Annotated in this window: 14 protein-coding genes; 10 read left to right on the forward strand and 4 right to left on the reverse strand. The window is 70.1% G+C overall.

From position 1 onward, the window contains the following. Window positions 1-30 precede the first annotated feature (30 nt). Window positions 31-504 carry an endoplasmic reticulum oxidoreductin family protein gene (locus tag KOI35_RS09570; protein WP_215785733.1) on the forward strand — a complete coding sequence of 158 codons (474 nt, stop codon included), beginning with the start codon at window positions 31-33 and terminating at the stop codon, window positions 502-504. Window positions 505-648: 144 nt separating this feature from the next. On the opposite strand, the gene KOI35_RS09575 is transcribed toward KOI35_RS09570, so the two are convergent. Together KOI35_RS09575 and KOI35_RS09580 are read right to left on the reverse strand one after the other, a co-directional pair. After that, a complete protein-coding gene (locus KOI35_RS09575) occupies window positions 649-2,319 on the reverse strand; it encodes a DNA polymerase IV (protein WP_246612863.1) in 1,671 nt (556 codons plus the stop codon). A 4-nt stretch (window positions 2,320-2,323) separates the two neighbouring features. Next, a complete protein-coding gene (locus KOI35_RS09580) occupies window positions 2,324-3,502 on the reverse strand; it encodes an acyl-CoA dehydrogenase family protein (RefSeq protein ID WP_215785734.1) in 1,179 nt (392 codons plus the stop codon). A 166-nt stretch (window positions 3,503-3,668) separates the two neighbouring features. On the opposite strand from KOI35_RS09580, the gene KOI35_RS09585 reads away from it, so the two are divergent. The 9 genes from KOI35_RS09585 (at window position 3,669) to KOI35_RS09625 (ending at window position 15,547) form a co-directional block, all read left to right on the forward strand. Further along, window positions 3,669-5,399, forward strand: coding sequence for a flavin-containing monooxygenase (locus tag KOI35_RS09585; RefSeq protein WP_215785735.1), 1,731 nt, complete (start codon window positions 3,669-3,671; stop codon window positions 5,397-5,399). Window positions 5,400-5,561: 162 nt separating this feature from the next. After that, window positions 5,562-6,692 (forward strand): substrate-binding domain-containing protein, encoded by a 1,131-nt coding sequence (locus KOI35_RS09590; RefSeq protein WP_215785736.1) that lies wholly within the window; start codon window positions 5,562-5,564, stop codon window positions 6,690-6,692. A 53-nt stretch (window positions 6,693-6,745) separates the two neighbouring features. Further along, window positions 6,746-7,498 carry an ATP-binding cassette domain-containing protein gene (locus tag KOI35_RS09595; RefSeq protein WP_215785737.1) on the forward strand — a complete coding sequence of 251 codons (753 nt, stop codon included), beginning with the start codon at window positions 6,746-6,748 and terminating at the stop codon, window positions 7,496-7,498. Further along, window positions 7,495-8,700 carry a sugar ABC transporter permease gene (locus tag KOI35_RS09600; RefSeq protein ID WP_215785738.1) on the forward strand — a complete coding sequence of 402 codons (1,206 nt, stop codon included), beginning with the start codon at window positions 7,495-7,497 and terminating at the stop codon, window positions 8,698-8,700. Before KOI35_RS09595 ends, KOI35_RS09600 begins: the two co-directional genes overlap by 4 nt. Window positions 8,701-8,837: 137 nt before the next feature. After that, window positions 8,838-11,720, forward strand: a complete 2,883-nt coding sequence (locus tag KOI35_RS09605; protein WP_215785739.1) for an AMP-binding protein — start codon at window positions 8,838-8,840, stop codon at window positions 11,718-11,720. Window positions 11,721-11,761: 41 nt separating this feature from the next. Continuing rightward, on the forward strand, window positions 11,762-12,367 hold the full coding sequence (locus KOI35_RS09610) for a TetR/AcrR family transcriptional regulator (RefSeq protein WP_215785740.1): 606 nt from the start codon (window positions 11,762-11,764) through the stop codon (window positions 12,365-12,367). After that, the gene (locus KOI35_RS09615; protein ID WP_215785741.1) at window positions 12,364-13,059 is read left to right on the forward strand and encodes an SDR family oxidoreductase; all 696 of its coding nucleotides are present in this window, start codon (window positions 12,364-12,366) and stop codon (window positions 13,057-13,059) included. The genes KOI35_RS09610 and KOI35_RS09615 overlap by 4 nt, the downstream gene beginning before the upstream one ends. Further along, window positions 13,056-14,069: a phosphotransferase family protein gene (locus KOI35_RS09620; RefSeq protein WP_215785742.1), complete on the forward strand. Its 1,014-nt coding sequence runs from the start codon at window positions 13,056-13,058 to the stop codon at window positions 14,067-14,069. Before KOI35_RS09615 ends, KOI35_RS09620 begins: the two co-directional genes overlap by 4 nt. A gap of 53 nt (window positions 14,070-14,122) precedes the next feature. Next, window positions 14,123-15,547 carry a M6 family metalloprotease domain-containing protein gene (locus KOI35_RS09625; RefSeq protein WP_215785743.1) on the forward strand — a complete coding sequence of 475 codons (1,425 nt, stop codon included), beginning with the start codon at window positions 14,123-14,125 and terminating at the stop codon, window positions 15,545-15,547. 10 nt (window positions 15,548-15,557) lie between these two features. Here KOI35_RS09625 and KOI35_RS09630 read toward each other — a convergent pair whose 3' ends face one another. Continuing rightward, a complete protein-coding gene (locus KOI35_RS09630; protein ID WP_215785744.1) occupies window positions 15,558-17,150 on the reverse strand; it encodes a hypothetical protein in 1,593 nt (530 codons plus the stop codon). Further along, window positions 17,147-19,189, reverse strand: coding sequence for a hypothetical protein (locus KOI35_RS09635; protein ID WP_215785745.1), 2,043 nt, complete (start codon window positions 19,187-19,189; stop codon window positions 17,147-17,149). The genes KOI35_RS09630 and KOI35_RS09635 overlap by 4 nt, the downstream gene beginning before the upstream one ends. Between the last annotated feature and the right edge of the window lie 26 nt (window positions 19,190-19,215).

Consider the following 19,215-nt stretch of genomic DNA (forward strand, 5'->3'; position numbering starts at 1 on the left):
CACAGCATGATCTTGCGTAGAGTCCGGGCCATGAGTTACGACCTGACCTTCCTGATCAAGGAAGCATGGCAGTCCTGGGAAGAGGCCCTCGAGGCCTTGGAAGACGCGGAGCCGGACGGCCTGCCCGACAGTCAGGTGTGGGCCGGCGTGCTGCACCATGCGCGCGCGGTGCTCGGTGAGGTCTCCGAGCACCGCGACGACGACTATTACGAACTTGATCACGAGCCGACCGGCATCCAGCTGACTCTCTTCACCGGTGAAGCGGGCATCACCGTGCCGTACTGGTACAAGGGCGAAGACGCTCGGCGCATCGTGCGGACGATCTACCAGCTCGGCCGGATCGTGGAGGAGCAGACCGGCCTGTCCGGCTATGACGGGCAGGTTGAGCTGCCCCTGGCCGAGGCCGTGAACCGGCCTGACCTCGCCTCCGCGGTCTTCGACCAGGTCGCCGCTTCGTTCGCCCGGCGGGGCATCAGCAGTCCGAGCAACGACGATCAGTCCTGAGGCCGCGTTCACGGCGTCGGTTGCGCGAGCCGCGTGCCCGGGCTGGGCGCACACCTGCTGCTCCTGCCGTTCGCGGGCGCGGGGCGCATCGCAAAGCTTGAGCTCGTCGAATTGTCAGCCGCGCCGCCGCGGGCTGGAGGGCCGCTATCGCCAGTCGGGGGGATCGGCCGCCTCGAGCGCGGGGTCGTCGACGGGAAAGGTGCGGACCGGGCCGGGCGGTGTGTTCGGGCCCTCGAAGCGGACCGTCACCCGGCCGCGGCCGCTGCCCCACACCCAGCCGGCGCCGTGGATCTCGTGCCGGACATCCTGGCCCGGCCGCCACACGACGAGAGGAGTCGCTGACGGGTCAACGCCGACCCCCGGGGAAACAGCTTGAACAGGCATCGAGTCCGACCCGCCCCGATGATCGCCGACCGGCACGGGTGTCGAGGCAGCGCCCGCCTGATGGTCGCCGCCCCACGCGGGTGTCGAGGCAGCGCCCGCCTGATGGTCGCCGCCCCACGCGGGTGTCGAGGCAGCGCCCGCCTGATGGTCGCCGCCCCACGCGGGTGTCGAGGCAGCGCCCGCCTGATGGTCGCCGCCCCAAGCGGGTGTCGAGGCGTTGTCGGTGTGATGGTCGCCCGACGCGAGTGTCGAGTCGGCGCCCACCTGATCGCTGCTGAACAGCGAAGGCGTCGGGTCACTGCCCGCGCTGGTGGGGGAGGCGCCCGCGCTGGTGGGGGAGGCGCCCGCGAGTGCTGCGGCGAACAGGTCGTCCTGCACGAAGTCGGCCAGCGTCGTGGCGCCGACGCCCAGCAGGCGGATGCCGGCCGACGTGTCGACCTCGGCCAGCAGCCGGCGGGCCAACTGGGCGACGAGTTGCGGGTCGTCGGTCGGCTGGGGGCGGGTGGCCGAGCGGGTGATCGTCGTGAAGTCGTGGTGGCGGACCTTGATGGTCACCGTGCGGGCCGACAGCCCGCCCGAGCGCAGGCGGCCGCCGACCCGGGCCGCGAGCAGGTCGAGTTCGGTGTTGAGCCGGGCGCGGTCGGTCAGGTCGACGTCGAACGTCTCTTCGGCCGAGACCGACTTGGCCTCGCGTTCGCTGACGATCGGGCGGTCGTCGTCGGCCCGGGCCAGGCGGTAGAGCCCGGCGCCGTGGGCCTGGCCGAACCAGTCGATCAGGTCGGGCAGCGTGATCGCGAAGAGGTCGCCGATCGTATGCACACGGGCCCGGCGCAGCCGTTCGGCGGTGGCCGGCCCGACGCCGGGCAGGCGGGTCACCGGCAACGGGTGCAGCAGCGCCTGTTCCTGGCCGGCGGGGGCGACGGTCAGGCCGTCCGGCTTGTTCAGATCGGAGCCGATCTTGGCGACCAGCTTGGAGCTGCCGACGCCGATCGACGCGGTGACCCCGCCGGTGGCGTCGGCGATCGACGCCCGGATCTGCTCGGCCAGGGCGGTCACCCCGGCCGGCGACAGGTCGTGGTGGCCGGCCAGGTCGACGTAGGCCTCGTCGATCGAGACCTGCTCGACCAGCGGGGACACCTCGGCCAGCAGGGCCATGACGATCTCGCTGGTCTTGCGGTAGGCCGGGAAGCGGGGCGACAGGAAGGCCGTGCCGGGCGGGCAGCGGCGCCGGGCCTCGGCGGTCGGCATCGCTGACCGGGCGCCGTAGCGGCGCGCCTCGTAGGACGCCGTGGACACGACGCCCCGCCCGGCCACGCCGCCCACGATCACCGGACGGCCCCGGAGCGACACCTTGTCGCGTTGCTCGACGGCGGCGAACATCGCGTCGAGATCGACGTGGGCGATGCTCGCCTGCGCCCTCATCGATCCCATGAACTCATTGTCCGCCGGGGGTACGACAAGAATCCCCGTAGCGGCGGACGGCACGCCGGGCCAGGGACATCCGGTGCACCTCGGAAGGCCCGTCGTAGATGCGGAACGGCCGGATCTCCCGCGCGATCCGGGCCACCGGCAGGTCGGCCGACACGCCGGCCCCGCCGCACATCTGCACCGCCCGGTCGGCCACCCGGTGCAGCGCCTCGGCCCCGAACACCTTGGCCAGCGACGTCTCCTCCCGCCCGGGGCCGCCCGCGTCGAGTACCCGGCACGCCGTGAGCAGCAACGATCGGGTCGCCGCGAGGTCGATCTCGTTGTCGGCGATCATCAGCTCGACCATGCCCTGCCGGGCGAGGGGGCTGCCGAAGGCGGAGCGTCCGCTGACGTAGGCCACCGCGGTCTCGTGGGCGCGCTGGGCCGCGCCGAGCCATCGCATCACGTGGGTGAGCCGGGCCGGGCCGAGGCGCACCTGGGCGTACCGGAAACCCTGGTCCACCTCGCCGAGCACGTCGGCGGCGTCGACGCGTACGGCATCGAAGGAAAGCTCGCAATGCCCGCCGAGCATTGACTTGTCCATGGTCGTGACATGCCGGACAAGTCCGATCCCAGGTCGATCGGCCGGCACCAGGAACATGGTCGCGCCGCCGGAAGTGCGCGCCATCACGATCAGGAAGCCGGCCCCGTCGGCCCCGGTGATGAACTTCTTCCGGCCGTTGATGACCCAGCCGTCGCCGGTGGGAACAGCCGCGGTGAGCAGCGCCGACGGATCGGACCCGGCACCCGGTGGCGGCTCGGTCATCGCGAACGCCGAACGCACCGTTCCGTCGGCCAGCGGCGCGAGATAGCGGGCGCGCTGGGCGTCCGACGCGACCTGGTCGAGCAGGTGCAGGTTCCCCTCGTCGGGCGCGTTGATGCCGAGCGCCATCGGCCCGAACAACGAGCGCCCGGCCGCCTCGAAGATAGGCGCGCGATCGACCATGTTCAGACCCATTCCCCCGTACGCCGTGGGGGCGTGGGGCGCGAACACACCGGCGGAACGCGCGAGCGCCTGAAGCGAGGTGCGCACCGGCTCGCCCCCGGCCGCCGCGATGTCGCCGTCCGATTTGTCCTCCACGGGGATCACATGCTCGTCGATGAAGGCCCGCGTACGCGCCGTCAGATCGTCGATTCGGCTGGTCATGAGCGCCCTCGGTTCCCGTGTCGAACTGATTGCGAAAAAGTTTCCGGGAGTGTTGCTTCTCACTCCGTCGTAGGTCCACACTCTGCCTACCGAGCGATCGCTCGGGCTGTATCACTCTGATACGGACGGGAAGGGCGCGTCAATGGCGACGGAGACACATCAAGCCATGACTACCGAGGTCACGGCCGAATCCACGTTCGCCGCCTGGCTGGACAAGCTGACGGTGGCACTCGAATCGGCCGACGTCGCGGCGACCACCGCGCTGCTCGACGCCGACTGCTGGTGGCGCGACCTGCTCGCGCTGACCTGGGACCTGGGCGTCTACCACGGGCGCGACAACGTGGCGGCGATGCTGACCGGGCACCTCACCCCGGACTCGGTCACCAACCTCACGATGACCACCGAGTTCGGTCCGCGATTCGCCGGCGACGACGTCGTCGAGGGGTTCATCGGGTTCGAGACGCCGCTCGGGTACGGGCGTGGAGCCGTACGGCTGAGGAATGTCGATGGTGCCTGGGCCGCCTGGACGGTGCTCACCGAACTCGACGATCTGCGCGGCCACGAGCGCCGGATCGGCCCGCACCGGTCGAAGGGCCCGCGCCACGAGGCGACCACGCGCAACTGGCGGGACAAGCGCGAGGAGCACGTCCGCTACGAGAACTCCGACCCCGACGTCGTGGTGATCGGAGCCGGTCAGGGTGGTCTCGCCGTCGCCGCCAACCTCGGGCTGATGGGCGTCGACACGCTGATCCTGGAGAAGAGTGAACGGGTCGGCGACGGCTGGCGCAAGCGCTACCACTCGCTGGTGCTGCACGACCCGGTGTGGGCCGACGCGCTGCCCTACATGCCGTATCCGGAGTCGTGGCCGGTCTACTGCCCCAAGGACAAGATCGCCGACTGGTTCGAGTCGTACGCCTCGGCGATGGAGCTCAACGTCTGGACCTCGGCCGAAATGACGTCGAGCAGTTACGACGAGACGATCGGCCGCTGGACGCTGCATGTCTCTCTGCCCGACGGCGAGCGGGTCATCCACCCGCGTGACGTCATTCTGGCCACGGGCGCCGCGGGCGAGCCCAACGTCCCGTCCGTGCCCGGCGATTTCGAAGGCACGAGTTACCACTCCAGCCAGCACCGGAACGCCAAGGACTGGGCCGGCAAGAGGGCCGTTGTCGTCGGCGCCTGCAACAGTGGCCACGACATCGCCCAGGACCTGTACGAGGCCGGCGCCGACGTCACCCTCGTCCAGCGCTCGTCCACGCACATCATCAGCCAGCAGCACGGCATTCCGGCGATCTTCGGCAGCAACTTCGTCGAGGGCGGCCCGCCGACCAAATACGCCGACCTGCTGGCGGCCGGAACCCCGTGGCCGCTCGTGCTCGAGATGGCCAAAGAAGGCGTACGGGAAACCGCTCGTAAGGACGCTGATCTTCTGGCGGCGCTCGACGCGGTCGGCTTCAAACGCAACGACGGCCCCGACGGCACCGGCCTGATGGGCTACGCCCTCGCCTACGGCGGCGGCTACTACATCGACGTGGGCGCTTCGGGGCTCATCGCCGACGGGAAGATCAAGCTGGCCCAGGGATCCGGGCTGGCCGAGTTCACCCCCGACGGCATCCGTCTGGAGGACGGCCGCACTCTGGAGGCCGACCTCGTCGTGCTCGCGACCGGTTATCGGAACATGCGCGAGACGGCTCGCCGGCTCTTCGGTGACGAGGTCGCCGACCGGCTCCCGCTCGTCCTCGGCATCGGCGAGGACGGCGAAATCGGCGGACTCTACCGGCGCACCGGGCATCCGGCGTTCTGGTACATGGGGGGACCGCTCGCCTGGGTACGCATCTATTCCAAGCACCTGGCGCTCCAGATCACCGCCAAGCACGCGGGGATTTCGCCGGAGTAATCGCTTTTTCTGTCGCCGTTTTCATGATCGCGTTTTGGAGCAGCCACCACCTCCCCCACCCACCCGGGAGAGAGGGGCGACTCTAGACCGCGACGAGGAGACGGCGCGATCCCCCATGCCCTGTAACCGCCGAAACAGGCGGAAGAGCAGAGGAGTCACCAAATGAAACGTTCCCTCGGAGCAACCGCCATAACCTGTCTTCTCCTCCTCTCGGCCTGCGGAAGCGGCGACTCGGGCGACGGCAGCACCGCGAGCGGCGGCGGCGACGGCCCCAAGCTCGTCTACTTCATGGCCCCCAACACCACCCCGACCCGCTACATCCAGCAGGACGGCCCCGCCTTCGAGAAGGCGATCAAGGCGCTCGACCCCAGCGTCGAGGTCAAGTTCGTCAACGCCGGCGGCGACTCCAACCAGCAGCTCGCCCAGGCCAACGCGGCGATCGCGGCCGGCGCCAAGGCCCTCGTGGTGGTGGCGGCCGACCCGAACACCAGCGCCGGCCTGCTGCAACAGGCCGAGCAGGCCCAGGTGCCGGTCATCGGCTACGAGAACCCGCCGGTCAAGGGCAAGCTCTACGCCCAGGTCATCTTCGACCCCGAGAAGGTCGGCGAGCAGCAGGCCACCTACTTCGCCGAGCAGGTCAGCAGCGGCAAACTGGGCGCCAAGCCGGTCAAGATCTCCCGCCAGTACGGCAACAAGGGTGACGTCTACACCACCCAGATGCTCGCCGGGCAGAACAAGATCATCGAGCCCCTGATCGCGAGCGGCGACATCCAGGTCGTCTGCGAGGACTACATCAAGGACTGGGCGCCCGACAACGCCACCAAGGCGACCGAGCAGTGCCTCACCAAGACGCAGAACGGGGTCAACGCGTTCTTCGGCTTCTACGACGGCATCACCGCCGGGATCATCGCGGCGCTCAAGGGCAAAAACCTCAAGCTTCCCGTGTACGGGGGACAGAACCCCGAACTCACCGGCCTGCAATACATGTTGACGGGTGACCAGCAGGACAACGTTCTGAAGGCGTTCTCGGTCGAGGCGGAAGGAGCGGCCAAGGTCGCGCTCGCCGCCATGAAGGGCGAGCAGCCGCCGGCCGACCTGGTCAAGGACACGATCGACAACGGTGCGATGCAGGTGCCGACGGCCAAGCTCGAGTCGACGCTGATCCACCTCGAGGACGGCAAGGACCCCGGTGACGCCGTGCAGAAGGCGGTCGACCTCGGCATCTTCACCTGGGCGCAGATCTGCGTGGGCCCGGCCGAGGGCACCGAGACCTGCAAGACCCGCAACAAGTAGCCGCTAGGGGAGAGGTGGCCGGCCCGCGCCGGCCACCTTCCGGGGAGGACACCATGAGTCTGCTCGAGCTCACCAAGATCTCGAAACACTTCGGCGGCGTACGGGCCCTGCACGAGATCGACATGTCGGTGCACCCGGGCGAGGTCGTCGCGCTCATCGGCGACAACGGCGCCGGGAAGTCGACCCTGGTCAAGATCGTGTCCGGTGTGGAGTCGCCGGACACCGGCGAGATCCGGGTCCGCGGCGAGAGCGCCCGCCTGGTGTCACCCAAAGCGGCGGCCGACGCCGGCATCCGCACGGTGTTCCAGGACCTGTCCCTGTGCGACAACCTCGACGCCGTCCAGAATCTGTTCCTCGGCCAGGAGCGCTACGGCCCGATCTGGACGGGCCGCCGCATCCGCCGGCACGTCATGGAGGAACAGGCCCAGCGGATCCTCGAGTCGCTGTCGGTCAAACTGCGCTCGCTCAGCACCCCCGTCGTCGCCCTGTCCGGCGGCCAGCGGCAGGGCATCGCGATCTGCCGCGCGCTGATCAGCGACCCGGCCGTGGTCATCCTGGACGAGCCGACCGCCGCCCTCGGCGTCTCCCAGCGCGGCGAGGTGCTCGACCTGATCCACCGGCTGCGCGACCAGGGCCGCGGCGTGGTCGTCATCTCCCACGACATGAAGGACGTCCGCCAGGTCGCCGATCGGGTCGTGGTGCTGCGCCTGGGCACCAAGGTGGCCGAGTTCCGGCGCGGCGAATACACCCCGTCCGACCTGGTCAGCGCCATGACCGGCGCCCACGAGGAAGGTCCTGTTCAGTGAGCCTCACGACCACACCCACCTCCGCGCCGCCGGAGAGCCCCCGCAGCCCGGTCGCCCGGTTCATCGACGTGGCCGCGCGCGGGCACCGCAGCATTCCCGTGCTGGTCGTGCTGGCCATCATCTGGATCGTCTTCTACAGCCAGAGCCCGGCCTACCTGAGCTTCCGCAACATCACCAACCTGACACTGCAGATCGCCACCACCGCGATCCTCGCCCTGGGCGTGGTCTTCGTGCTGCTGGTCGGCGAGATCGACCTGTCGTCGGCCGTGCTTTCGGGTGTGTGCGCCGCCCTGGCCGCCGGCCTGGCCGTCAACAGCGGACTACCGCTGGGTCTGGCCATCGTGGTCGCGATCCTGGCCGGCATGGCCATCACCTTGATCGAGGCCCTGGTCATCACGTTCGGCGTGCCATCCCTGATCGTCACGCTCGGCGGCATGGTCATCCTCCAGGGCCTGATCCTGGTCGTGCTGCCACCCGAGTTCACCGTCAGCGTCGCCGGCACCCCGTTCGCCAAGATCGCGAGCACGGCCATCCCCGCCGGCACGAGCTACCTGCTGGCCGCCGTAGCCACCCTCGCGTTCGCCGCCTACCGCCTCTACCAGTTCCGCGAACGCCTCTCCACCGGCACCCGCACCTCCCCGATCGCGGTGCTCATCCCCGCGGTAGTGGCCGGCGTGGTCCTGTTCGGCGGCGTCTTCATCCTGACCCGCCAGCGCGGCCTGCCCATGCCGGTCCTGATCGTCGCCGTAATGCTGCTCATCGCTTGGTATTTCACGACGCAAACCCGATACGGCATTCACCTGTACGCCGTAGGTGGCGACCGGGAAGCAGCCCAAAGAGCAGGCGTTCCCGTACGCCGCATGGTCCTCTACTCCTTCCTCATCCTCGGTGCGTGCGCCGCGGTGGCCGGCATGATCGACGCCTCCCGCCAGCTGGGCGTCTCGGTGACGTCGGGCGGCGGCCCGTTGATGCTGAACGCGATCGCCGCCGCAGTGGTAGGCGGCACCAGCCTCTTCGGCGGCCGCGGCTCCATCTGGTCGGCAATCCTGGGCGCCCTGGTAATAGGTTCCATCAGCAACGGCGTGCAGCTGCTGGGCCTGACCACCGAGGTCCAGTACTTCGCCACCGGCGCCGTCCTCATCATCGCCGTAGCGGTAGACGTAGTGCTGACCCGCGGTTCCCTCTGGCCCGGGCGGCGCTGATGCCCCCCACTCCCGACCCGGCCCCTACGGCCGGCCTCCCCGCCCAGCCCCAGGAGCCCAGCGCAGCCCCCGCGGCCGAGCCGCCCGACGGCGTGCCGACGCCCAGCGCGGCAGCGGTCAGTGGGTTGCGTGACGGCGTGTCGACGTTCAGCGCGGCGGCGGTCAGTGGGTTGCCCGACGGCGTGCCGACGCCCGGCGCGGCGGCGAGTAGCGGTCTGCCCGACTGGTTGCAGGCGCCCGGCGCGGCGGCGATGAGCGGGTTGCCCGGCGGGTTGCGGCCGCCCGGCGCGGCGGCGGTCAGTGGGTTGCCCGACGGCGTGCGGGCGCCCGGCGCGGCGGCGAGTAGCGGTCTGCCCGACTGGTTGCAGGCGCCCAGCGTGGTGGCGGTCAGCGGGTTGCCCGACGGTGTGCGGGTGCCCGACTCAGCGGCAAGTAGCGGGTTGCCCGACGGGTTGCAGGCGCCCGGTGCAGCGGCGATGAGCGAGTTGCCCGACGGCGTGCCGACGCCCGGCGCGGCAGCGAAAAGCGGGCTGCCCGATGAGGCGGCGATCCCCGGCGCGACAGCGATGGCCGGTCTGCCTGATGTGGCCGGGACCTCGGACGCGGCAACGGACTCGCGGCTTGCCGAGGCGGAGCCGGCGGTCTGGCGGCCCGATCCGGTTGCGGTTCGTGGCACCCGGATCGTGCGGTTCGCTCAGTGGCTGGTCGATCAGGGGCGGGCGCCGCTGGACGATGTGAGCGACTATCGCGCGCTTCATGCGTGGTCGGTGAGCGAGCCGGGCGACTTCTGGGCGGCGGTGGCCGAGTTCTTCGCCGTCGACTGGGACGCGCAGCCGCGGACGGCGCTGGCTGAGCGAACGATGCCCGGCACGGACTGGTTTCCCGGCGGAACGCTCAACTTCGGCCACCACCTGGTGCGCGCCGGTGCCGACGACCAGAACGCGGTGGTCCTGGTCGGCGAGGGCGGCGTGCGCGAAACGCTCACCTACGCACAGTTACGCGAACAGTCGGCCGCCGTCGCCGGGCACCTGCGGGCACTCGGCGTCGAGCCGGGCGACCGGGTGGCGGCCTACTTGCCCAACTGCATCGAGGGCGTGGTCGCTTTCGTTGCCACCGCGATGGTCGGCGCCGTGTGGGCCCAGACCGGACTCGACTACGCAGCACCATCGGCCGCCGAACGGATGGCCCAGCTGTCACCGCGGATCCTGTTCGCCGGCACCGGCTACCGCTTCGGCGGCAAGGTCCACGACCGCCGCGCCGAGGCCCGCAAACTGCGCACTCTACTGCCCGGACTTGAGCACACGATAACCATCGAAACCGCCGGGCTGAGCGCAACGGACAATGCCGGAGCCGCGCGTGTGAGCGACACGGTCACTGCCGGGACTGCGGGAATGAGCGCTACGGACAATGCCCAAACCGTTCATGTGAGCGATCCGCTCACCGCGGTGACAGCGAACGCCGAGGCGAACGTCGCGCCCAATCCGGTGAGCGACGCGAACACCGCCGCGACCGATGGACTGAGCGATGCGGTCACTCATGGCGTGACCGGGTTGAGCGGCCCGAGAAGTGTTGGGTCTGCGGCGGTGAGCAGCACGGACAATCGCGGGATCGCGGGTGTGAGCGACACGGTCAATGCCGCGACTGCACGACTGAGCGTTACGGACGACGCCGATGCCGCGCATGTGAGCAAGACGGTCGCCGTCGGGTCCGCGGGATTGAGCGTTACGGACAACGCCGAAGCCGCGCACGTGGGCGACACGAGCGGGACCTGGGCGGAGGCGCTCGCGGGGGAACCCGTACGGGGGAGCCTGTCTGTGGGGTTTGGGCATCCGTTGTGGGTGTTGTTCACGTCGGGGACTACCGGTAAGCCCAAGGGCATTGTGCATGGGCACGGCGGGGTGCTGCTCGAACAGCTCGTGTCGCCTGGGCTGCATATGGATCTGCGCGCTTCCGACGTTTTCTTCTGGTACACGACGCCCAACTGGATGATGTGGAACGCGCAAGTGTGTGGGCTTCTGCACGGGGCGACCATCGTGCTGTACGACGGGCGGCCTACCTCGCCGGGGACGGATGCGCTCTGGCGGATTGTGGTCGATGAAAGCGTGACCGTTTTTGGGACCAGCCCGGGATATCTCGAAGCGTCGCAGAAGGCCGGGCTCGAACCGGGGGCCGGGGAACTGCGGATGGTCGGGGTCACCGGGTCGGTGCTGCCGGCCGGGTCGAACGCGTGGTTTCGGGCGGCGGTCAGCGATCGGGTTCAGTTGGGCTCGATGAGTGGCGGGACCGATATCTGCGGGATCTTTGTGTCCAGCGCGCCGAATACGCCGGTGTTCGACGGGGAGATCAGTGCGCCTGCGCTGGGGGCCGCGGTTGAGGTGTGGACCGTTGACGGGCAGCCGGCGGCGGACGGGGAAGCGGGGGAGATGGTGATCACCGCGCCTATGCCGTCGATGCCGCTGCGGTTCTGGGACGACGCGGATGGCACAAAGCTGCGGGAGACGTATTTCGAGACGTTCCCGGGCGTGTGGCGGCACGGCGACCTGATCGAGCGGACCACCCGGGGCACCTACGTGATCCACGGACGGTCTGACGCGACCATCAACCGGCACGGGGTTCGGCTGGGGTCGGCCGAGATCTATGCGGCTGTGGCCGATCTGCCCGAGGTGGTCGACGCGCTCGTGGTCGGGGTCGAGGAGCCGGGCGGCGGGTACTGGATGCCGCTGTTCTTGGTGACGAAAAACGATCTCGACGTGGAGAAGGTGCGCCAGGTGATCGCCGAGCGGGCCTCGCGCCGGCACGTGCCCGACGAAGTGATCGTGGTGGCGGGTTTGCCGCACACGCGTACGGGAAAGCGGCTCGAAGTTCCCGTCAAACGCATCCTGCAGGGGGCCGATCCGGCCCGGGTGATCGATCGGGGAGCCGTGGACGACTCGGCGGCCCTGGATGCGCTGATCGAGGTGGCCCGGGCACGACGGGGAGCCCTGCAACACCGCGGCACCGAGCGGGCGGGCAAGCTGTGAGCCGCCCGGGTTCCACCACGAGAGAGGTCCAGACCGAGCCGATGAACGCCGAGAACGACTGGCGGGAGTACGGGGAACTCGACTTCTCCCGGATCCTCGACGCCGCGCTGCACGCCTTCTACGAGCACGGCTACCACGGCACCACGACGCGGGATCTGGCGCGCCGGTCGGGGCTGTCCGTGCCGGGGGTCTACCACTACTATCCGTCCAAACAGGACATCCTGTTCGACCTGATGAACGTCATCATCGACGAACTGCTCGAGCGCAGCAGACAGGCTCTGGCCTCGGCCGGGACAGGTCCGCGGGCGCAGTTCGACGCGCTGGTCGAGTCGCTGCTGCGGTTCCACATGTACCGGCGTACGGGAGCAACCGTCTCCACCGCCGAACTGCGCAGCCTCGAACCGGCCAACCGCGAGCGCTACGTGGCCAAGCGCGACGAGCAGCAGCGCATGCTGGACCAGGTGATCCTCGACGGCGTACGGGAGGGGATCTTTTCGACGCCCTATCCGAAGGACGCCAGCCGGGCCATCGCGTCGCTCTGTGTGGGGGTGGCGTCGTGGTATCGGCCGGACGGGTCGCTGCCGGTCGAGGCGCTGCTCGAACGCTACCTGTCGATCGCACGGTCGATCGTCGAGCGTGCGCCGTGAGGTCGGCCCTGATCACCGGAGCCTCGCGGGGGATCGGGCGGGGCATCGCGCTCGCGCTGGCCGCCCAGGGCTGGCGATTGACTTTGGTGGCCCGCGATCCCGTACGCCTGCAGGCAGTGGCCGACGAGATCGGCGGCGCTGATCGGGTGGTAGCCGTCGACCTCGCCGATCCCGGAGCGCCGGCCGCGATCATGGAAGAACAGGGTGATCTCGACGCGCTGATCCTGGCCGCGGGAGTGGGCTCGGCGGCGCCGCTCGACGGCTATCCGATGCGGCGGTTCGACAAGCAGTTCGCGTTGAACACCCGGGCGCCGTTCGAGCTGGTCAGCCTGGCTCTCCCCAAGTTGCGGGCCGCCCGCGGCGGTGGCCGGGTCATCGCGCTCAGCTCGATCACCGGACTGCACGCGGAGCCCTCGCTGACCGCGTACGGGGCGAGCAAGGCGGCCCTCCTCGCGTTGTGCCGGGGGATCAACGCCGAGGAATCGGCACACGGAGTGACGGCGACCGCCATCGCGCCGGGTTATGTCGACACCGACATGAGCGCCTGGGTCCACGACACCGTGCCACCCGAGGCGATGATCCCGGTGGAGGACATCGCCCGGACGGTGACCACGCTGCTCGACCTGTCGGCCCGTACGGTGATCAACGAGATCGTGATGAGCCGCGCCGGCACCCCGGGATACCGGGCGTGAGCGCCCTCGACGTGCGCGGTGTGCGCGCCTTCCTCGAGAGCGCGGGCGTGCCGGTTGCCGGGCCGCTGACCAGCACGCTGGTGAGCGGCGGACGGTCCAATTTGACGTACGAGGTCACCGACGGTCCCCACCGCTGGATCGTGCGCCGCCCGCCGCTGACCGGGCTCACGCCGTCGGCCCACGACGTGGCGCGCGAATGGCGGGTCACCCAGGCCCTGCAGTACAGCGCGGTCCCGGTGCCGCCCGCGGTCGCACTGTGTGAGGACCCGTCGGTGATCGGGGCACCCTTCGCGGTGTCGGCCTTCGTCACCGGCCGTGTCGTGCGTACCCGGTCGCAGCTCGACCGGTTCACCGACCGTGAACTCGAATCGTGCGTGACCGAGCTGGTGCGGGTGCTGGCCGACCTGCACTCGCTCGACGTCCACGACGTGGGGCTGGGCGCGCTGGGCCGCCCCGACGGCTTCCTCGAACGCCAGGTGCGCCTCTGGTGGCGGCAGTGGACCGAGGTCAAGAGCCACGACCTGGCCGACGCCACGACCCTGCACGCCCGGCTGGTCTCCGCGCTGCCCGCCGCGAGCACCCACATCGGCGTGGTGCACGGCGATTTCCGGATCGACAACACGCTGCTCGACAATGCCGACATCAGCAAGGTCCTGGCGGTGGTCGACTGGGAACTGGCCACGGTCGGCGACGTGCTCACCGACATCGCGTTGATGTGCGTCTACCGCCAGCCGCAGCTCGACCCGATCCTCGGCCTCGACGCGGCCTGGGCCAGCGACCGCCTGCCCTCGGCCGACGCGATCGCCTCGGCCTATGCGCAGCGGCGCGGGATATCGCTCGACCATTGGCCGTTCTATCTGGCGCTGGCCAACTTCAAACTGGCCGTGATCGCGCAGGGGATCAGCTATCGCGCGGCCGACCGGGCCTCCGCCTCGGCCGAACAGGCCGTCCCCGAACTGCTGGCGGCCGGGCTGCGAGCGCTGGGGAAGCCGCCGGATCTTCCATCGTGACCTGACCGAAAGGTGGGCCGGGGCCGGGCGTGGCGATTCGTAGGGTGACGATTATGTCGTACGGATCCGCACCCAGCCCGGAGTTGCAGGACTATCTGAACGAGCAGCTGCAGAATCTGCGCTCGAACAATGATCCGGCCATCGCCTCCCGCATGGTGCTGCGTGGTGATACGGACGAAGTCGGATTGAACGACGGCGCGATCTTCCCACCCGACTATTACCGGCCCGGAACGCCGGCCGCGACGATCCGGAACGCGGCCGCGGCCCGGACTCCGTTGCGCGGCACCATTCGCGCCGTGGTCGTCCTCGTCGATTTCGAGGATCAGCCGATGACGGCGACCGCCGATCATTTCCGCGAACTGTTCTTCTCCACCGGCCTCCTCGAGCACGGCAGCGTCCGGGAGTACTACCGCGAGGTCAGCCACGGGCTCATCGACCTCGACGGCGAGGTGCTCGGCCCGTACCGGATGCCCGAGACCATCGCCTGGTACGCCAACGGCGACTACGGCTGCGGTGTCGGCAATCCGCTCGGCACCAAACGCGCCCGCGACATGGCCGTCTCCGCCGCCGCGGCGGCCGACCCGGACGTGGACTTCGGGCCCTACGACAACGACGGCAACGGGCTGGTCGACGCGTTCATCATCGTGCACGCCGGTCGCGGGGGCGAGACCCGGCCGTCCGACCCGGACACGCAGATCTGGTCGCACAAGTTCGCGCTGCGCGAGCCGCGCCGGACCGACGGCATCACCGTCTACGGCTACCTGACCGTCGGCGAGGACGCCAAGCTCGGCGTGTGCGCCCACGAGCTCGGTCACCTGCTGTTCGGCTTCCCCGACCTGTACGACGCCGACTACTCCTCGGCCGGCGTCGGCTCGTGGTGCCTGATGGGCGCGGGCGAGTGGAACGGCGGCGGTGACGTGCCCGCCCACCCGTCGGCCTGGTGCAAGGCCGGTCAGGGCTGGGTGTCGGTGACCAATGTGACCGCGGCCGGCGACGTGACCCTGCCCGACGTCAAGGACAGCCACAACGTGCTGCGGCTGTGGCACGACGGCGCCTCCGGGCCGGAGTACTTCCTGGCCGAGCATCGGCGGCGCACCGGCTACGACGCGAAACTGCCCGGCGACGGGATGCTGATCTGGCGGATCGACGAGGACCAGCCGGACAACCGGGACGAGAACCATTACAAGGTCGCGCTGGTGCAGGCCGACGCGGCGCTGGATCTCGAGCTCAACCGCAATCGGGGCGACGGCGGCGATCCCTATCCGGGGACGTCGGCCAACACCTCCCTCACTCCGACGTCGACGCCGAGCTCGGCCTCCCACCTCGGACAGGCGACGGGAGTGTCGCTGACCGGGATAGCCGAGCAGGGGGAGACGATCGTGGCGACGATCGCGGTCGCCGGGCCGCCGCAGCGGGTCTCCCAGGTGCCGCGCCCCTCGGCGGTCAGCAAGCCGCAGAAGGACGGCAACGATATCTGATCAACCGCGCTCAGCCGGAGATCTCGGCGTAGGGGAGCCACCGCTCGCGCGGCGACAACCGCAACCGGATGCGGCTCGGGTCGACGCGGCAGATGGCCGGCAACCTCTCCCGGATGCGTTCCTGCGCGGTCTCGGCCGCGTCGGCCAGCAAGCGTTGCACCGCGGCGTGATCGCGATGTTCCTGGGACAGCATCACGATGATTTTGGCCCGCCCCCGGACGACATCGCCCCGGCACAACCGGGACTGGGCGTACGCCACCTCGCACCGTCGCGTGTGCGGGCGTAACGCGGCCTGCACCTCGGCCAGCAGAGCGGGCGTGTCGACCGTACGGTGGGGAAGTTGCCACCACAGCCAGATCGGGTAGGGCACACGACCGGTGGTGGCGGCGCCGGTCTGGCGGCTCGACGGGGGGAAACTGCAGCGCATCGCCGGGCTCACGGCGGCCATCCAGTCGGCTATCGGGCTCTCGTCGGCCGACCGGGCCGCCGACTCGGCTTCCAGATCAGCCGCGAAACCGGCCGCCAGGTCGGCGGCGAAACCCGTGGGCGCGGCGACGAAACCGGCCGCGTCGGTGATGCGGGGCAGTGCCTCGAGCCAGCCGCCCGACCACGGCGGCAGGGTGCTCGGGGCATGGTCGGCGACCGGCACGACCAGGTTGATGAACGTCGTCTTGCGCATGCTGGAGATCGATGCGGCGAGCACCCCGATGCCGCGCGCCCGTAACGTGGCTACGGCGGCGGCGGTGGTACCCGTACGGGAAGGACCCACCACCGAGACGATCAGCGCTCGCTTCGGTGTGGACATGGGGGCGTCGGGGAAGAGCTGGGTGCGCGTCTGGCGGTAGCGTTCGCGGTCGAAGCCGCGGATGGTGAACCACTCGCCGCGTACGCGGTTGAGGCGCTGGTCGTCCAGGCGCAGGCCGAAACCGTACTCCTCGCTCAGCGCGGCCAGTTCGGTCTCGAAGTCGAGGCGGGTCTCGCTGCGGGCCGGGTCGATGCCGATCGAGAAGCGCATGCACGGGCCGATCGCGTCGCGCAGGCGTTCGTTGGAGCCGTCGCCGGGGTCGGAGCGGCCGGTCTGCGCGACCGGGGCGACCGGCGTGTGCAGGTGCAGGACGGGGACGCCGCGCTCGCCGGCCAGGTTGGTGAGCTTTTCGATCAGCAGGGCCTGCATCAGCGTCTCGCGGTAGGTCGGCGACCAGTGCGCCGTGCCCATCGTGATGAGCACCTCGACCTTGCGGGTCGAATGGTTCAGGAAGCCGGGGTTGGGCACCGAGTGACCGCCGAACGAGAAGGAGCCCCGCCGGCCGTTGCCCTCGACCCGGCCGATCCGGACCCGGCCGCTGAACGCCGACATCGCCGACGGCCAGGTCGACGTCGACATGGACAGCCCGGCCGCGGAGAAGTGGCAGAAGTCGGTCGGCCACGAGTTCGGGTCGTCCTTGTCGTCGTCGCCCGAGGTCACGTAGGCCATCGGCTGGGTGCCGTCGTATCCGGTGGCGGTGCCGTGGGTCAGCGTGAACTGCACCGAGAACGTACGCGTCCCGGCCGCCTCGGCCGCGATCCGGGCCAGCTCCGAGGACTTGGTGGAACTGGCCGTCATCCCTCACCTCGCGCGTCGAAGAAGTCGTCGGGTTCGACCGTCCGGCGGGAACTGCCCCGGGAGCTGAGAAGCCACTGCGGCACTCGGGCCGACCTCGGCACCGAGCTGCTGCGGTGCGCGCGACGGGCGTACAGCTCGCTCAGACAGCAGACCAGGATGCCGATCAGCGCGCCCAGGGCCAGCTGGAACATCCGGGTCAGGTCGTGGCTGTCCCGCACCGTGCCGACCGCGATGGCCAGCGCCGTGGTCACCACCACCGACGCGGCCGCGAGCATCCGCTGATACTTCTGCAGCGCCCACAGGACCGAGCGGGTGCTGGGCAGGTCGAGCCGGGCCAGCAGCAGGCCGGGCACCAGCAGCAGGACCGCCACCACGGCGTCGGCCTGGTCGGGGGCGAAATGGGGGTTGACCCGGGCCGAGAACAGCCAGGCCAGGCCGCCGGACAGGAACGTCCCGATGCCCAGCACGACCAGGCCCAGCCCGGCCACCATCCGGGTGATGCTCTCGATCAGCGCCGGGGCCTCGTCGGCCAGGGCCATCACGGCCGCGACGCGTACGGGCTCGGTCGACTGCGGGCTGAGCTCGGTCGGTGGCCGGCGCCAGTGTGCATGGGCGCCGTGCTCGCGGGGATCGTTGTCGATGGTCAGGTCGCGGCCGGTCTGTGTGGTGCGCAATCCGGCCGCGATGTTGAGCAGGGCCTCGCCCGGCAGCCCGCTCTTGGCCAGGTGGCGCAGCCCGTCCGACGAGTAGTGCGCGCAGAACGCGGCCAGAACGTGCAACGAGCAGTCGCCGGCGGACAGCGCGGCCAGAGTCTCGTCGGCGGTCAGGCGGCGCGGCGGCGGCGACGAACCGGGCCCGACCGGGATCGGCAGCCGGGCCAGATAGGCCTCGTAGCCGGTCAGGTCGACCAGCCGCCGCCGGCCCAGCTCGGCCAGCCGCGACGCGATGCTCTGCATCTCGAGCTCGAGCAGCTTGTGGTGGCCGCCCAGCCGCTCGGCCCGCCGGGCCACCGACTCCAGGTCCTGCGCGAGCACCTCGACGAACTCGTCGTCCACATCGCTCGACATCAGGAACCGCCGGACGCTGATCTCCTGACGGACCTCCAAGGTCAGGTGGTACGCCTTCACCGAGCGCGGGATCTCGGTCGCGTACTCGACGACGAACTCGCGATTGACCGGCAGCACGTTCTTGGCCAGATTCCGCAGCGGCGCCGGGCGGTGCCGGGCCGGCAGCAGCGGCGCGTCCCACGTCAGGAACCGCCGCGGCCGGTCCAGGCCGAGCTGCGCGACCAGGATGTACTGCCGCGTAGCCAGTTCCAGCAGCCGCGCGAAGGGCACCAGCAGGGGATCTCCGCCGTCGGCCGGGAAGAGCGAATCAAGAGCGTTCAGGGCCAGGTCCCGTACGGGATGAGCCTGCTCGACAAGCGCAGCGTGATCCAGCGGCGTGTGCAGGCGCCGGCCCAGGGGCGCCCCGACCATGACCAGTTCGGCGATCGCGGCCTCGATCAGCCAGCGCGACTTCTGATGCGTGTGCCGCACCCGGTGGATGTCACTGCCCGGCGCCGACACGTCTTCGTGGGCGTTGACCAGCATGAACAGCAGCTTCACGAAGGCCGCGGCGGTGACCCGGTTGGCGTCGCGGTGGGACAGTCGCGGCACCAGCTCGCCGCCCTCGTCGCGGATGACCATGGGCGCCAGGTCGCTCCGGCTGTACCGCGACACCGGCACCCACAGCGAGGCCCGGCGCTCGCCGTCGCCCGGCACCAGCAGGGTCTCGCGCTGCCGCCCGGAGATCTGGTCGAGGTCGACGTCGACGCTGATCGACCGGCTCATGTGGCCGCGGTCGACCAGCGTCAGGTGCTCGGACAGCCGGGGCAGATGATCGAGCCGGAACGACAGGTCCATCAGGGCCAGTCCGAGCGCCGCCTCGCGGCTCGGGAAGGTCAGCGGCGCGGTCGGCACCGGCAGCGCCCGGATCAGCGTCCGCAGATGGTCGAGCGGGCCGTCGGCCTCGATCGTGCCCCTGAGCTGGACGGTCATTCGGTCGCTCCCCGAGCCGACAAGGT

This window comes from Paractinoplanes bogorensis, assembly GCF_018829635.1.
In the GTDB taxonomy this organism is placed as follows: Bacteria; Actinomycetota; Actinomycetes; order Mycobacteriales; family Micromonosporaceae; genus Actinoplanes; species Actinoplanes bogorensis.

Coding starts and splice junctions, on each gene's coding strand:
- KOI35_RS09585 (WP_215785735.1), top strand. CDS start 3,669: ATGACTACCGAGGTCACGGCCGAATCCACGTTCGCCGCCTGGCTGGAC.
- KOI35_RS09610 (WP_215785740.1), top strand. CDS start 11,762: ATGAACGCCGAGAACGACTGGCGGGAGTACGGGGAACTCGACTTCTCC.
- KOI35_RS09590 (WP_215785736.1), top strand. CDS start 5,562: ATGAAACGTTCCCTCGGAGCAACCGCCATAACCTGTCTTCTCCTCCTC.
- KOI35_RS09595 (WP_215785737.1), top strand. CDS start 6,746: ATGAGTCTGCTCGAGCTCACCAAGATCTCGAAACACTTCGGCGGCGTA.
- KOI35_RS09630 (WP_215785744.1), bottom strand. CDS start 17,150: ATGACGGCCAGTTCCACCAAGTCCTCGGAGCTGGCCCGGATCGCGGCC.
- KOI35_RS09570 (WP_215785733.1), top strand. CDS start 31: ATGAGTTACGACCTGACCTTCCTGATCAAGGAAGCATGGCAGTCCTGG.
- KOI35_RS09625 (WP_215785743.1), top strand. CDS start 14,123: ATGTCGTACGGATCCGCACCCAGCCCGGAGTTGCAGGACTATCTGAAC.
- KOI35_RS09575 (WP_246612863.1), bottom strand. CDS start 2,319: ATGGGATCGATGAGGGCGCAGGCGAGCATCGCCCACGTCGATCTCGAC.
- KOI35_RS09580 (WP_215785734.1), bottom strand. CDS start 3,502: ATGACCAGCCGAATCGACGATCTGACGGCGCGTACGCGGGCCTTCATC.
- KOI35_RS09635 (WP_215785745.1), bottom strand. CDS start 19,189: ATGACCGTCCAGCTCAGGGGCACGATCGAGGCCGACGGCCCGCTCGAC.